Source organism: Wolbachia endosymbiont (group B) of Camptogramma bilineatum (genome assembly GCF_947251825.1).
In the GTDB taxonomy this organism is placed as follows: Bacteria; Pseudomonadota; Alphaproteobacteria; order Rickettsiales; family Anaplasmataceae; genus Wolbachia.
Genome location: NZ_OX366391.1, coordinates 864432 through 880600, shown reverse-complemented (window position 1 = coordinate 880600; position 16169 = coordinate 864432). Strand labels below are relative to the sequence as shown.

The window sequence follows — 16169 nt, the reverse complement described above, 5'->3', positions numbered from 1 at the left end:
CTAAAACCTATGTACCGCTTAATAGTTCGGAATGGAGACAAAGATCTAAATTTATTTATTTACGTCTCCAATTTTATCTAGTATAACGGAGACAAAGATTTATATTTTGTGTTTTATGTCTCCATTATTTATTGGTAGAAAAACTGAGTTAAAACAACTACTGGAGCTTACAGAAAAAAATACTGCATCTTTTGTAGTAGTCAAAGGAAGGCGTCGTATAGGAAAAAGTCGTTTAATTCAAGAGTTTGGTAAGTATTTTGAACAATATTACTCCTTTATAGGTTTGCCACCAGAAAAGCATACTACAATGTCCTACCAACTTAATGAATTTTCTAGACAAGTTGCTAGACAATTTAATACATCTTTTGCTAGGTATGATGACTGGAGCGATTTACTATGGGCAGTTGGTGAACGTCTACTATCAGGAAAAACATTATTGCTGTTTGATGAAATTTCTTGGATGGGCTCAAAAGATCCAACCTTTTTAGGCAAAATAAAAAATTTTTGGGATACGCAGCTAAAAAATAATAACAAGCTAATTTTCGTTGTTTGTGGATCAGCTTCATCATGGATCGAGAAAAATATACTTAGTAGTACTGGTTTCGTAGGGAGAATATCGTTAACTTTAACACTCGGAGAATTATCACTTTCTGATTGCAATGAATTTTGGCCAAAAAATATTTCAGCATATGAAAAGTTCAAGGTGCTTGCAGTAACTGGCGGAATTCCAAAGTATTTAGAAGAGGTAAATTTTAAGCATAGCGCTGAAGAAAATATTAAAAGGCTTTGTTTTACAAAAGGTGGGTTTTTAGTTGAAGAATTTAATCAAATATTCTCAGATTTATTCATGCGAAAAACGGCTTTTTATAAGCAAATAGTCAGAGCTCTTTCTACTGGAGCTAAAGAACAAGAAGAAATTTGTGCTACTTTAAATATCGTAAGACATGGACGCATTTCTGAGTATCTGTATGAACTTGAGCTTGCTGGTTTTATTGCAAAGGATCATACTTGGAGTATAAAAACTGGTACTGATTCACGACTCAGGAGGTACAGACTTCAAGATAATTATTTAAGGTTTTATCTAAAATATATCGAAAAAGATCTAGGAAAAATTAGTCGTGACACCTACTCTATAGGGTTCTTACCAGAGTGGTATACAATTATTGGGCTTCAATTTGAAAATTTGGTGCTGAACAATAGAAAGAGTATACATAATATCTTAGGAATTGATGGAATAATAAGCGAGAATCCATTTTTTCAGAAAAGAACACGTAATAGTGCAGGTTGTCAAATTGATTATATGATTCAAACGAAGTTTAACACTCTCTACATTTGCGAAATCAAATTTTCAAAAGATAAAATTGGTTATTCAATAATACAAGAGGTACAAAAGAAAATAGATGCACTAAATCGTCCAAAAGGCTTTTCATGTCGTCCAGTCCTTATCCACGTTAATGATGTAAGTGATGATGTTATAGATAGTGGTTATTTTTCACACATAATTGATTTTGGAAAATTATTAAATTGTAAGTAATGGTTTTTCTGACTTAAAAATAGTGTCTTTTTAGTTTTTATGTTTATTCTTAACTTATAGAGGTTGCTTATGACTGATACTTTAACTTTAAAAGAGGGAGATATTGAAACTACTGCTTTTGATAATAGCAATTTTACTAGAGTATTACACGATGGAGAATGGTGGTACGTAATAACAGAAGTAATAGCTTTTCTGACAGGTAGTAAGAACCCATCTGACTATCTAAAAAAGATAAAAAGCAGAGATATAGGGCTCTCTGAAGGATGGGGACAATTTGTCACCCCCCTTAAAATTAAAACAAAAGGTGGTAAACAGAATGTTAATTGTACAAATGTTGAGGGGTTATTTCGTATTTTGCAGTCTATTCCTTCCAAAAGAGTTGAACAATTTAAACGCTGGCTTGCAAAAGTTGGATATGAAAGGCTACAAGAATATGAAAACCCTGAACTTGCACTCAAACGAATCTATGCCGATTATGCTGCAAAAGGGTACCCTCAGGAATGGATACAAAAGAGAATAGAGTCGATAGCTGTCAGAAATCAACTAACAAAAGAATGGGGTAACAGAAATATATCTGACCACAATAATAAGCATATTGAAGGTAGAGAATACGCAATATTGACAGACGTAATTTCTGAGGGAACGTTTGGAGTAAAAACAAAGCACCATAAGGAAATAAAAGGCTTGAGGAAACAACCACTAAGAGACCATATGACACCAATTGAATTAATTTTTAACATGCTAGGAGAACAGGCTACCATTGATGAAATAAAAGATAAAGATGCACAGGGCTATAATAAAAATTTAGAGGCGGCAAAGGAAGGAGGTAAGAACGCAGGCACAGCAAGAGAGGCATTCGAAAAAGCTAGAGGTGTGAAAGTCGTTTCTTCAGATAACTTTTTAAAGAGGATTAAAGATTAAAGTTCTCACTATGAGAAATCTCTGAATTTTATGATTTAAAACGTTTTAGAAGGTTATTATAGCGTTATCTCTGATTTAGATAGTTTTTGTTTTGTATGCTTTTACCAAAAACTCATGTAATTTCTGAGCTGCATTAAAATTATTTTAACTTTTTTTGAGAAAATTCCGGAAAAAGTAGTAAGAAATCCGGTATATATATAATAAAAGGGCATTGTTTCAACGAGGTAGATGCGCTTTAAGTACGAGAGCTTCAAGAAAATGTCAATCCTACCACTAACAAACATTTAGTAGAAAGGAAATTTGGTAAGCTTGAGAATTTATATTTTTTTAGATGAGATAAAAACTTTGTTTTAAAGCTAGATGTGATTTTATAGATATTAACATAGCAATTCACCAAAGAACGCACGTAGTACCCTCTAAAATTTAATTAAATGGCATTGCCGATAATCTTACTACTGCAGAACAAATCTCCGTTTAAGTCTAACACGATTTTTATCCTTTGCAAAAAAAAAGTGAACAGTTTTCGTAATTTTGGTGAATATATATAACAAGAAAACAACTTTCTGCAGTAGCACATAATTCTCGAATTTCCGTTATTGGCCTACAAAAACCTATGAATTTCCAGTGTATTTTGCAGAAACCAGACGATATTTTAGAGTAAGTGCTACTTGTAATTTTAATAATAGCAAATGTCAATCCTAACACTCGACCTCGGCAAACAAACCGGCTGGGCAATTCTAACAGATGGAATAATTGAAAGTGGAAGCAAAAACTTTCATGGTAGTCGTTTCAGTGGAGGCGGTATGTGCTTCTTAAACTTTCGTAATTGGCTTAATTCTTTGAAGGACATTTCTGCAGTGTATTTTGAGGAAGTAAGAAGACATCTAGGAACTGATGCAGCCCATTGCTATGGCGGTTTTCTTGCAGTGTTGTCTGCTTGGTGTGAAGAACATCATGTGCCATACAAAGGCGTTCCTGTAAAGACTATAAAACGCTTTATAGCAGGCAAAGGCAATGCAAGTAAGAGTGAAGTTATTGAAGCGATACGTGAAAAAAGTTTTTCACCTAGAGATGATAATGAGGCGGATGCTTTGGCATTAATGTTCTATATTAGTAAAGATACTAATAAGACGAAAAATCCATAAAAAGTGGGTCCTTTCGGCCATACTGGCGGATTTGGTGGGTTTAACCCCAGGCCTTCTCTAGCGTCAGATATATTTTGAATATTAACTTTTTAATTATTAAGATATGAATTTAGCAATCCACTACTATCCTACTCGAAACCTAGTTGAATATGAGCGTAATCCACGTAAAAATGACGATGTGGTCAACAGAATGTGTGCTTCTATTAGGGAATTTGGCTTTCGTATACCAATAGTTGCAAAAAGCGATGGAACTGTGGTTGATGGTCATTTAAGACTTAAAGCAGCAAGAAAGCTTGGTATGGAGAGTATTCCAGTGGTTTTAAGTGATAATTTAAATGAACCACAAACCAAAGCTTTTCGGTTACTTGCCAATCAATCAGCTAATTGGGCAAAGTGGGATGATGATCTTTTAAAGGTAGAAATTCAAGAGCTAGAAGATTTGCAGTTTGATCTTAAAATGACTGGATTTGAATTAGAAAAAGTTCAACGGTTTCTTGATGATTTAGATGGTGAAGAAGAAGATCTTCTGACTTAGTTGTTGATAACAAAAAAGTAGAAATAACAAAACCAGCTGATCTATGGATTTTAGGTGATCATCGAATCTATTGTGGTGATAGCTCTTTAGTTGAATCATATAAAGCGGTATTAGATAATAAAATGGCAGATATTACCGTATGTGATCCTCCATATAACGTTGATTACGGTAGCAGTCAGGAGAGAGAAGAGAAAAAAATATTAAACGATAATCAAGGTGAAAAGTACGAACTTTTTCTCTACGACATCTGTTCCCATATTTTAGCATATACGAAAGGTGCAATTTACATCTGCATATCATCATCAGAGTTTTCAACGTTGCAAAAAGCATTTGAGGAGGCAGGAGGAAAATGGTCAACATTTATCATTTGGGCGAAGAATCACTTTACGCTAGGAAGATCAGATTATCAAAGACAATACGAAGCAATGCTCTATGGATGGAAAAGCGGTAATAAACGTGAGTGGCATGGGGGTAGAAATCAAAGTGACCTGTGGTTTTATGATAAGCCAACACATAATACACTACATCCAACGATGAAGCCAGTAGAGCTAATGGAGAGAGCAATAGTAAACAGCAGCAGATCAGGAGACATAGTTCTTGATCCATTTAGCGGCTCTGGAAGTACACTGATTGCATGTGAGAGAACAGGGAGAATTTGTAGGACAATAGAGTTAGATTCAAAGTTTGTAGATGTAACCATAAAACGTTGGCAAATATATACAGGTAGGGAGGCAATTCTTTCTGGTACTGGTAAAACTTTTGCAGAAATTCAAGAAGAAAAACAGTAAGAAAAAAGTGGAAGGGATAATGCAAACAGAAATTTAGTAAGCCTGAGTAGTTGTAATATTAATTTACTGGTATATACCGTATTTTAATGAGTTTAGCGTAACAAATAACTTTGGATTAAATGTGATGCACTCAATGAATCAAGCAAAGACGTCAGCTGGAGTAGTAACGTCGCAAACAAGTAATGAAACATCGTTGTTTTCTGAAGAAGTAGAAAATAATGTTTCAGATTCTACACTATCTGTTAAGAAGAGAATTGAATTGTTTGAAAAAGGTACGAAGCAAACACCTATTATTAAGGAGAAACATATGAAGCAAACTTGTGGTAGTCACGATCTGAAGCAGTGCAACACTGAATACAAGGCAGCTTTTTCGAATGTGATTAGAAATGGTAGTGATAGCAGTATTACACTAGAAATGGACGAGGCAGGTGCTGATCAATTTGATGCACTTTCATCATTAGATGAGGGTGAAGACATAGAGGACGAATTTAATGCAGTTTGTGAGGCAAATGGAATAGGATATAACGGTGGATATTATCCTGATCAGTTTAATGTGGCATTCAGCACATCTTCCAACTGCCAAACATATGACAAAATAGATGTGCATGAAGAGGATAGAAAATCAGGGGATAAGCCAAAGTCATCACCTAAAATCGTACAGCAGGACAATAGTAGGAGTGTGGCTCCACCTTCACCTAGAACAGCAAAAAATCATGTGTCAAATGTTATACAGTCTATTGCACCATCAAAATCATCATTAGAAGTAAAATCATATAACGAGGAAAATATAGAGGAACTAGTTAATGCTGATCCTATTTATTCAGAAATAAACGAAGAACTAGCTAATGGCGAGCCTATTTATTCAAAAATAAACCAAGATACAAAATCTCCAAAAAAGGTTTTAGAAGGGAGTGATAGTGGAATAAGTGGTAATAGCTTTGGAGTACAAAGATCAGATCTACAGAAACTGAAAGATAACTCAATATCTGATAGAGAGGGAGCATCAGAAAGGTCATCTATTGACACACTTAGTGATATATCTTCAAATATTTTGCTACATGAAAGTGATCAAACAAATAGTGGAGGAGTGAATTCAGAAACTCCATTAATTAAAAAAGAAAAGAAAACAAATAGAATTTTGCCAAGAGTAAAATATACAGTGCAGCAGAAGGAATTTATAATTTTCGGTATAGCTGCTGTTGCACTTAGCGTTTCTGCAGCTTTGGTATATTTACAGAATAAAGCACAATTAGTTGCATTTTTTGCAAACAGTACCATCCATGTGACTATACCAATTCTAGCTGTTGCACTATTGGTTGCAATTAGTCCGATATTTTGTGGAATAAAGCAATTTAGAGATACTGAAGAGTGTCAAATAGGGGGAAAGAATGCGAATGAAACTTTGAATCAGGTGCGAGAGTATCAACCAAAAGATAAAGTAATAAAATCAGTCAGACTGGAATACAGCAATGGTACTCATTCACATTTTACACTTAACGCTTGGAAGGGTAAGAACAATTTCATTAATATTGACGACAAAGTCATTAGTAGAAGAAATAAAGTAGAATCAGTAATCAAAGATAGGCCATTATTTACAGCATTATTAAGCAGTTTGGTTGCTGCAAATATAGTATGGCCTTTATTACTGTATGTAGAAGGTGGTATTAATAGTGTACAGAAGTTTTACCAGAACGCTTTGATTAATAACGCAGGGTTATCACTACTTATAGGCTCGAGTATACTTGCACTATCAGTGATATTCCTTGGAGTACATTACTACAGAAAAACAAATTGCACAAATCTTGTATATTGTGAGGAAAGAATTGAACCAGAAAAAGTTAATGGAAAGTTCATTGAGGAAATAAAGGAAGCAAGGACAAAAGTGCTTGAAGAAAACCATAGTAAAGATGCCAAATGCAGCAGTTTAACGCTAGAGCAAGTAGTGGTTGAATCTCATAACTACAAAGATGTAATTTATAGTATTAGTTGAAAATAGCCAAATTTCACTATGTAAAAAGAAAGCAGCTATAAACCGGAGTACTTCGCTCTATATTAGTAAAATATCTCTAAGACGCTGGCAAGTATAAACAGGTAGGGAATTGCTGATACTGGCAAAACCTTTTCAGAGACTCAAGAAGAAAACTCGTAAAAAATAGGCAAAAAAAAAGTGAAAATCACGCAAACAGAATGGGCAAGAGAGATAGGAGTATCAAAGCAATACGTCTGTTATTTAGTAAAAAAAGGAATAGTTAAGTTGGAGGATGGTTTGATCAATAGAGAACAAGCAAATGAAGCAGTAGCAGCAATAAGAGATCCAAGTCAGCCACTTAGGAGGAAAAATCCAGAAAACGAAAATACAAATAACCTTTCTACAATGTTGCTAAAAACTAGAATAAAAAATGAAATGGAACGAGGTAAACTTCTTGAGGCAAAAGCTAGGGCTGAGATAGGAGAACTTGTAGCAGTAGAGGAAGTAAAGCGCGAAGCATTTAATGTAGCAAGAGTTATACGTAATAATTTGCTTAATATTCCGAATAGAGTTTCAGCATTGCTTGCATCACTGAGTGACACTGAAAAGATTCATGGAACATTGACTGAGGAAATTACAAACTCACTTGAAGAGTTATCTAATATTAAATTTTAAATAATGGCTGATAACTTAAGTCTGGAGTTAATAAAATGCCTCATTAATCAACCTGGATTAGATGTTAATGTCAGAGGATTAAATGGAAAAACCCCACTACATTGCGCTATAGAGTTTGATGAATTAAGTATGGTGGATCTGCTACTCACAAAAAAGAATATCAATCCTTTTGTAGAAGATAATGATGGTAAAACATCTCTTGATTACGCCAAAGAAGGGAAAAAAGCAGAGATATTACAAGCGCTAATTAATAACAAATACGGGTCAGAACAAGATAGTTTACTTCATTTAGCTGCAATGATAGGTGAAATTAATGCAGTGAGATATTTGATCAGAAAAGGTATTGACGTTAATGCACGAAATGCTTTGCATCATACGCCATTACATCTAGCGGCAGGCATAGGACATGCAGAAGTTGTAAAGATTTTGATAAGAGAAGGAAACGCTGAAATAGATGTCTTTGATGTGCGAAATCAGACACCAATGCACTATGCAGTTAATAATAAAAAGTTGGAGATAGTAAAGTTACTGCTGAAGCTTGGAGCAGATGTAAATAGCGCGCGCATGGGACAAAACTCAATGAAATTGTCACCTATTCATATAGCTGTAAGTAATACTAATTACGATGAAAGAGATTTGTGTTTGGATATCCTCAAATGCTTAATAAGGGAGCCTAATGCTCAAGTCAATTTGCAAGACTACGAAAATAAAACACCACTACACTATGCTGAAAGACTTAAAACAATAGAAGTTTTACTAACGCGAGAAGATATAGACCCTCTGGTAAAAGACGATAGCGGTAAAACACCATTTGATTACGCTAAACCTGAGATAAAGAAGGCTTTGATGAGTAATAAATACGGTTCTGAAAAGAATAGTCTACTCCATTTAGCTGCACAAAGAGGAGAAATTGAGCTTGTAGAGTCTATCTTAAAAGAAGAAATTGATATTGATATTTCAAATAATAAGAGTCTATCACCGATTTACCTTGCTGCAGAAAAAGGGCATTTACATGTAGTAAAGTTATTGCTGAAAAAAGGAGCAAATTATACACCTGTTCTGCACTTAGCAATCAAGTTAAATAATTTAGAATTGCTAAAAACTTTATTTAAAGAAAAGAGCATCAAATTACCAGACGAGATAGGCAGATCTGTACCAATTTATTATAGGTGTATAGAGCATAGAGATGCAAAAGTGAGAAAATACAATAGTGTGATCTGTGTTTTTACCTCAGTAAGTGCAGTAGCAATAGCGGTATGTATAGGGTTAACAGCAACAACAATAAGCAGTGTGATCATTTTTGCAACAATAACAGGGATATTTGCTCTTGCTGTAGCAATAATGGTAAGCGAGATGAGCAAAAGATATATAGAAAACGAATTTCAGAAAAAGATGTTTATGGAATTGGAGGAGTGTGGAGGAATAAACTCTACTGTTAACAATATTGAGATAGAACCAATTATGAGTAGATGCAGACAATGATATACGCTAGAGCTTTTTCTGAAGGTTTAAAACCAGATTCGTCGCTTAAAGTATCAGAGTGGGCGAATGAGTATCGAGTTTTAGCGCCAACTGCAGCATCAGAGCCAGGTAAATGGAGAACAGAGAGAACTCCTTATTTAAAAGAAATCATGGATTCACTATCTCCGTCCTCACCAGCAGAAAAAGTAGTATTCATGAAAGGAGCGCAGATTGGAGGAACAGAAGCTGGTAACAATTGGATTGGCTACATCATAGATCAGACTCCTGGTCCAATGTTAGTAGTGCAGCCAACAGTTGAAATGGGAAAACGTTGGTCAAAAGGAAGATTTGCTCCATTGATAGAGAGTACGCCATGTTTAAAAAGTAAAGTAAAAGACCCAAGATCAAGAGATTCAGGGAATACTGTACAAAGTAAGGAATTTCCAGGTGGAATAGTAGTAATAACCGGAGCAAATAGCAGTGTAGCACTGAGATCTATGCCAGTAAAATATCTCTTTCTTGATGAAATAGATGCCTACCCAGGAGATTCAGGAGGAGAAGGAGATCCAGTTTTACTCAGCATAGCCCGAACTAATACATTTGCACGACGAAAGATTTTTTTAGTATCAACACCAACGATTCATGGAATAAGCAGAATTGAGAAAGAATTTGAAGCAACAGATAAGAGATATTTTTTTGTTCCCTGTCCGTATTGTAATTACTATCAAGTTCTAAAATGGTCACAAATAAAATGGGAAGATAAAAATCCAAGTACAGCACACTATATATGTATAGAATGTGGTAAAAAGATAGAAAATCATCAAAAGACAGAGATGCTTGAACGTGGAGAATGGAGAGCTACAAATCCAATGAAAGGTGAGAAAAAAGGATTTCATCTTTCAAGTCTTTATAGCCCAGTTGGCTGGTATAGCTGGCAACAAGCAGTAGAGGATTTTCTGCATGCAAAGGAAAGTGAACAATTACTGAAAGTTTGGATAAATACTACGCTTGGAGAAACTTGGGTAGATAAAGGAGAAGTACCAGACTGGAAGCAATTATTTAACAGAAGAGAATTTTTTCAGATTGGCACAGTACCAAAAGGTGAAGTAGTTCTCACAGCAGGAGTAGATGTCCAAAAAGATCGTCTAGAGGTAGAAGTTGTAGCATGGGGAAGAAGCCGCGAAAGTTGGTCAATAGACTATCGAGTATTTGAAGGAGATACAGGAGGAGGAGAAGTATGGGGAAAACTTTCGGAGCTTCTGAGTCATCATTTTATCGGTAAAAATGGGCTTGAATATATGATAAGCATGATGGCGGTAGATGCTGGATATGCAACGCAAGAAGTATACAACTGGGTAAGAGGTTATCAAGGATCTGGAAGAGTAATGGCAGTTAAAGGTGTAAATAAAGCACTAGTACCACTTAGCAGCCCAAGTAGAGTAGATATAACAGTTGGTGGTCAAAAGCTAAAGAGAGGAATAAAGCTCTGGCCAGTGGGAGTATCGATATTAAAGTCAGAGCTTTTTCAATTACTTAATATTTTGAAAGAAGAAGAGGGAAAAGCTCTACCTGGATATTGTCATTTTCCGGAGTATGCACCTGAATATTTTAAGCAGCTAACGGCAGAGCAATTAGTCAGCAAGGTAGTAAAAGGATACACCAAACAGGAGTGGCAAAAGGTAAGAGAAAGAAATGAAGTATTAGACTGTAGGATTTATGCAAGAGCAGCATCGATAGCACTGGGAATAGACAGATGGCCAGAGAGTGAGTGGAATAGTTTGAGTGGAAAAATGGAAAGTAAAAAGCCTAAAAAAGTGAGACAAAGTAAATGGTTGAATGAGAAGTAAATGTACAATCAGGAATATTTAAGTCAAGTCGAAGAAGCGATAAAAAAACTGCAAAGCGGAGAGCGAGTAGTATCAATTGCATATGGTGACCATGTGGTGAGATATGCTGAAGTTCAGATAAATGACCTGCTGAATCTACGGCAACGTATTAAGGCTGAACTGAAAGTTGCAGGTGTGAGACCGAAGAGAAGAATTGTGATTGCGACAAGTAAGGGAATTGACAAAATTGTGTAAAAATGTTATAGTTTAAAATTGGTATTTTCTAGTTAAAATATGGATCAAAGTCAAGAAAGGCTTAATGTTAATGTAAATTTTGAGGGGGAATTTGCTCACTACCTTATAGAAATGGCAAAAGTTCAAAATAGAACTATAGAAGAGGTTGTAAAGGACCTAGTGGAAGAAGAAATTGAAGCAAGTAAATTATCTGAAGAAGATGAAGTAGATATAAAGTTGGCTAAGCTTTCTCTTGAGCGTGATGCTAGAGGTGATGAAGAAATTAGAAGTGAGGATGTAGATTGGAATAGAATATTATCTGCAAAAACAGTCTAAAGGTGGAGATACAAGCTGAGATACGATATTATCTATTCAAAAAAAAGTTCTTGAGGAAGACTTTCTTGCATTACCACCAACGATAAGATCTAGAGTGAGAAGAGCTATAGATAGTCGTCTTGCAACCAACCCTAAAGCAATAGGTAAAGCATTACCGCATGAATTCAAAGGGTATTTTAGGATACGAGTAAGTGATTATCGTGTAATTTATAGGATAAATTACTCAAAACACACAGTAACTATTACTGCAATGGGACATCGGAAGGACATTTATGAACGCAGCCCAGAATAAGCGTTGGTATTTGTGCAAGAGCCTCATGCATAATTTATAAAGTGTTAACAGCCAGACTCTCCAGCAGCTTGCTGTAATTTTTTAATGTCAAATTGCGCAACAAACTGCTGCATAATCAAAGAGGCAAAATGCTATTAAAATCGTTCAAACAACTATTTAGTAAGCCAAAAATCAAAAGCTCAGCGTGGGATGCAGCAGGCTCAGGAAGAAGATTTTTTCACTTTCAACCAGAGTTAGGAAGTATAAACAATTTGCTGTCTCAAAGCCTTGAAACTTTACGTAGTAGATCACGTGATATGGTGAGAAAAAATCCATATGCAGCAAATATTATTGATACAATAGTAAGTAACTCTATTGGAACAGGAATAAAACCACAATCAAAAGCAAAGAATGCAGAATTTCGAAAGAAAGTGCAAGAATTATGGCTAAAATGGACAGATGAAGCAGATAGCTGTGGAATAAGTGATTTTTATGGATTACAAGCTCTGGTATGTAGGAGCATGATAGAAGGTGGAGAGTGTTTTGTACGCCTCCGACATCGTAAACTCGAAGATGGATTTTCTGTACCATTGCAACTTCAAGTATTGGAATCAGAGCATTTGGACAATAAGAGCAATCAAACACTAGCCAATGGTAATGTAATAAGAAACGGGATTGAGTTCAATAGACTTGGGCAAAGAGAAGCATATTACTTATTTAGAGAACACCCTGGTGAAAGTACGTTTGGAGAATCAGTGAGAGTACCAGCAAACGATGTTTTACATATATATAGACCACTAAGACCTGGGCAAATTAGAGGAGAGCCATGGCTTTCTAATATACTGCTGAAGCTTTATGAGCTTGATCAATATGATGATGCAGAGCTGGTGAGAAAGAAAACTGCAGCAATGTTTGCTGGATTTATTACAAGACTCGATCCAGAAGCAAATATCATGGGAGAAGGTGAAGCAAGTGAGCAAGGAGTAGCATTATCTGGCCTAGAACCTGGAACAATGCAGCTTTTAGACCCAGGAGAAGATATAAAAATTTCAGAGCCGTCTGATGTTGGAGGAAGTTATGAAGCATTCATGAGACAGCAACTGAGGGCAATAGCGATTGGTACAGGGATAACATATGAGCAGTTAACAGGAGATTTAACAGGCGTTAATTATTCATCAATCAGAGCTGGATTAATAGAGTTTCGTCGTAGATGTGCTATGCTGCAACACAACATTATGGTATTTCAATTTTGCAGACCAGTATGGAATAGATGGCTAGAATTAGCGTTAGTATCTGGAAAACTTTCTATAGCTAAAGATTTAACAAGTGAGTCATTGAAAGAAGTAAAATGGATACCACAAGGGTTTGATTGGGTTGATCCTTTAAAAGACCAGCAAGCACAACAAATGGCAGTAAGAAATGGCTTTAAAAGTCGATCAGAAGTAGTATCAGAAATGGGTTACTACGTAGAAGAAATTGATCAAGAAATAGCAGAAGATCAAAAGCGAGCAAATAGTCTCAATTTAATATTTGATTCTGATGTTGGGGGAAACAATGTTTCTAAGTAGACCATTAATGCTTGAAGCAAAAAGTTTTGAACTACTATCGCTTCATAGTCAAAAACAACCTATCTTTAAAAACGTAAAACACTATGTAAAGAACAATATAGAAAAGACAGCAATAATACCAATACATGGCATTTTAACTAAAAAAACAGAAGCTTTTGATGATTTTCTAGGTATGACATCGTACGAGAAGATACAAGAGGAAATAGAAGAAGCTTTAGAGGATGAAAAAGTGGAAATAATTCTTTTGGATATAGATAGTCCAGGAGGAGAGGTCAATGGAGTGTTTGACCTGGCTGATTTTATTTACGAATCAAGAGCAAAAAAGAGAATTGTGGCATTAGCAAATGATGATGCTTACTCTGCTGCATATGCTATAGCGTCAAGTGCTGAAAAGGTATTTGTGAGCAGAACTTCAGGAGTAGGAAGCATAGGGGTAATAGCAAGTCATATAGATCAAAGTGGATTTAATGAAAAATGTGGAATAAAATATACCACAGTATTTGCAGGAAGTAGAAAAAATGATTTAAATCCACATGAGCCAATGACGTCTGAAAGTCTGGAAAGCTTACAAGAGGAAGTAGACCGCCTATATGAGGTGTTTGTCCAGCTCATAGCACGAAACAGAAATCTTTCAACGGAAAAAATCAAATCAACAGAAGCAGGTCTATATTTTGGGGAGAAAGCAGTAGAAATAGGCCTTGCAGACGGAATGACAATTCTTTCATCTATTAATAAAACAGGAGTATTACTATGAATGAACAAACTACAAATGACCTAGAAACTGATAATTTAACTAAGTATCGTACTGAAGTTCTTGAATTAATACGTTTATGTAACTTATCACGAATGCCAGAGAAAATAGAAGAATTTATAGAGCAAGGCGTGAGTATTGAGCAAGCCAGGGAAGTTTTAATGGAATTACTTGCAGAGAGAACGAAAAAGACAGAGATACTGAGTGCAATACCGCAGAATTCAGGAGAAGATTTGATGATACAAGTAGCTAAAGCTAGAGCACAATCAAGTATTTAAGTTTTTTTATAACCGCCGCGTACAACAATTATAAACATGGCGGTAAAACTAAAGGGGAAAATAAATGAGGAAATTTTATGAGTTGTATAAGCGAACAAAATAATCTTGGTGACTTATTAAAGTATGAGGCATCAAGTCTATATTCAAGAGACCAAATAACGGTAGCCAAGGGACAAAATCTTAAACTTGGTACAGTTGTTGGTAGTGATAAGGATAACATGATTAAGATAATAAATCCAACTGCAACAGATGGTACACAAACAGCAATAGGTGCGATAGTAAGTGATGTAAATGCGACAGAAAATGCCAAAGCAGTAATCATTACACGTATAGCAATGCTAGCAGATCATGCAATTGTGTGGCCAACAGGTATCACTGAAGAGCAAAAAGCTGCAGCAATAAAGCAACTTGAAGGACGAGGGATCATTGTCCGCAAGGGAGTGTAACTTAAATTAATAAGGGGAAAAAGAATGCAAAATCCATTTACGAATACAGCATTTAGCATGACGGCACTAACAAATGCGATAAATATATTGCCGATAAATTATGGACGAGTTGAAAATTTAAATTTGTTTCCAAGTAGGTCAGTAAGATTTAGACATATTACGATAGAAGAACACAACGGAGTGTTAAGTTTACTACCAACGCAAGTACCCGGAGCACCAGCAACAGTAGGAAAAAGAGGAAAAAGAAAGGTAAGAACATTTACGATTCCGCACATTCCGCATGATGATGTAGTGCTGCCAGAAGAAGTACAAGGAATAAGGGCATTTGGATCAGAGAGTGAACTTAAAGCGCTTGCAGATGTAATAACTGATCATTTGCAGCTAATGAGAAACAAACATGCAATAACATTAGAGCATTTGCGAATGGGAGCGCTCAAAGGAATAATTTTAGATGCTGATGGGTCAGAATTATTAAATCTGTACAACGAATTTGAAATAACACCAAAAGTAGTAAATTTTGCCCTGGGAACAGCAACAACTGATGTAAAACGTAAGTGTCTGGAAGTATTGCGGCATATTGAAGACAACTTAAGTGGTGAATATATGACCGGGATTCATGCACTGGTAAGCCCTGAGTTTTTTGATGCACTCACTTCTCATGCTAAAGTAAAAGAAGCATATGAAAGATGGTAAGAAGGAGCAGCGCTAAGGAATGATATGAGGTCAGGGTTTACGTTCTGTGGCATAACATTTGAGGAGTACAGAGGACAAGCAACTGATCCTGAAGGAACCGTAAGAAGATTTATAGAAAGAGATACAGGACACTGTTTTCCACTTGGTACAGCAAGCACATTTACAACATATTTTGCACCAGCAGACTTTAATGAGACGGTAAATACTCTTGGACAGCCATTATATGCAAAACAAGAACCAAGAAGATTTGATAGAGGAACAGATTTACATACGCAGTCAAATCCATTGCCAATGTGCCATAGACCTGGCGTATTAGTAAAAGTCGCTATAGCATAACATACTGGTAGAGTAACTACAAGGTGGTGAGGCACAGAACGACTCTACCGATATGCGCTTTCTTAGCATGTAAAGGTTAGTATATCAAAAAGAAATATGCAAGAGAATATTAAGCGATTATTAGAAGATTGTTTTGCCCATTTAGGAGAAGTAGCTTTGTATAAATCAAAGGATAAGTCATACATGGTACAAGTATTAAAGCAACAGCCAGATAAATTATACGAGATTGGTGAAGGACAATTTGTGGAAGAAACTTTAGCGTTAGAAGTAAGTGCGTTTGATGTGTTAAAGCCAATAGTGGGAGATGTTTTTGTTATAGGTGATCGAAGATATAAAGTACACTCACCGCCACTTAGAGACAAGTCTGGAATAACGTGGAAAATAAAAGCGTCTGGGGTGTAA

Annotated in this window: 13 protein-coding genes and 3 pseudogenes; all 16 read left to right on the top strand. The window is 35.7% G+C overall.

The annotated features are described in order from the left end of the window. The first annotated feature begins 115 nt into the window (after window positions 1–115). The gene (locus tag OPR44_RS04515) at window positions 116–1534 is read left to right on the top strand and encodes an AAA family ATPase (protein WP_265014526.1); all 1419 of its coding nucleotides are present in this window, start codon (window positions 116–118) and stop codon (window positions 1532–1534) included. Between the two features lie 69 nt (window positions 1535–1603). Continuing rightward, window positions 1604–2455 (top strand): BRO-N domain-containing protein, encoded by an 852-nt coding sequence (locus tag OPR44_RS04510; protein ID WP_265014525.1) that lies wholly within the window; start codon window positions 1604–1606, stop codon window positions 2453–2455. 689 nt (window positions 2456–3144) lie between these two features. After that, on the top strand, window positions 3145–3600 hold the full coding sequence (locus OPR44_RS04505) for a crossover junction endodeoxyribonuclease RuvC (RefSeq protein WP_265014524.1): 456 nt from the start codon (window positions 3145–3147) through the stop codon (window positions 3598–3600). Window positions 3601–3703: 103 nt separating this feature from the next. Further along, window positions 3704–4923 (top strand): annotated as a pseudogene (locus OPR44_RS04500) (DNA modification methylase). Between the two features lie 124 nt (window positions 4924–5047). Then, complete coding sequence (locus OPR44_RS04495) at window positions 5048–6913, top strand: hypothetical protein (RefSeq protein ID WP_265014523.1); 1866 nt, start codon at window positions 5048–5050, stop codon at window positions 6911–6913. 177 nt (window positions 6914–7090) lie between these two features. Next, on the top strand, window positions 7091–7567 hold the full coding sequence (locus OPR44_RS04490) for a hypothetical protein (RefSeq protein ID WP_265014522.1): 477 nt from the start codon (window positions 7091–7093) through the stop codon (window positions 7565–7567). A gap of 3 nt (window positions 7568–7570) precedes the next feature. Continuing rightward, on the top strand, window positions 7571–9049 hold the full coding sequence (locus tag OPR44_RS04485; RefSeq protein ID WP_264685627.1) for an ankyrin repeat domain-containing protein: 1479 nt from the start codon (window positions 7571–7573) through the stop codon (window positions 9047–9049). Beyond that, window positions 9046–10875: a phage terminase large subunit family protein gene (locus OPR44_RS04480; RefSeq protein WP_265015445.1), complete on the top strand. Its 1830-nt coding sequence runs from the start codon at window positions 9046–9048 to the stop codon at window positions 10873–10875. Before OPR44_RS04485 ends, OPR44_RS04480 begins: the two co-directional genes overlap by 4 nt. Continuing rightward, window positions 10876–11109, top strand: coding sequence for a gpW family head-tail joining protein (locus OPR44_RS04475; RefSeq protein WP_143688830.1), 234 nt, complete (start codon window positions 10876–10878; stop codon window positions 11107–11109). Window positions 11110–11148: 39 nt separating this feature from the next. Continuing rightward, the gene (locus OPR44_RS04470) at window positions 11149–11424 is read left to right on the top strand and encodes a hypothetical protein (protein WP_265014521.1); all 276 of its coding nucleotides are present in this window, start codon (window positions 11149–11151) and stop codon (window positions 11422–11424) included. Window positions 11425–11518: 94 nt separating this feature from the next. Further along, window positions 11519–11716, top strand: coding sequence for a type II toxin-antitoxin system RelE family toxin (locus OPR44_RS04465; RefSeq protein ID WP_265014520.1), 198 nt, complete (start codon window positions 11519–11521; stop codon window positions 11714–11716). Between the two features lie 128 nt (window positions 11717–11844). Further along, window positions 11845–13263, top strand: coding sequence for a phage portal protein (locus OPR44_RS04460; RefSeq protein WP_265014519.1), 1419 nt, complete (start codon window positions 11845–11847; stop codon window positions 13261–13263). Then, window positions 13250–14292 (top strand): annotated as a pseudogene (locus tag OPR44_RS04455) (S49 family peptidase). Before OPR44_RS04460 ends, OPR44_RS04455 begins: the two are co-directional and overlap by 14 nt. Before the next feature lie 77 nt (window positions 14293–14369). Next, the gene (locus OPR44_RS04450) at window positions 14370–14738 is read left to right on the top strand and encodes a head decoration protein (RefSeq protein ID WP_265014518.1); all 369 of its coding nucleotides are present in this window, start codon (window positions 14370–14372) and stop codon (window positions 14736–14738) included. A 24-nt stretch (window positions 14739–14762) separates the two neighbouring features. Next, window positions 14763–15767, top strand: a pseudogene (locus tag OPR44_RS04445) (major capsid protein). Between the two features lie 96 nt (window positions 15768–15863). Next, window positions 15864–16169, top strand: a complete 306-nt coding sequence (locus OPR44_RS04440) for a head-tail joining protein (RefSeq protein WP_262986521.1) — start codon at window positions 15864–15866, stop codon at window positions 16167–16169.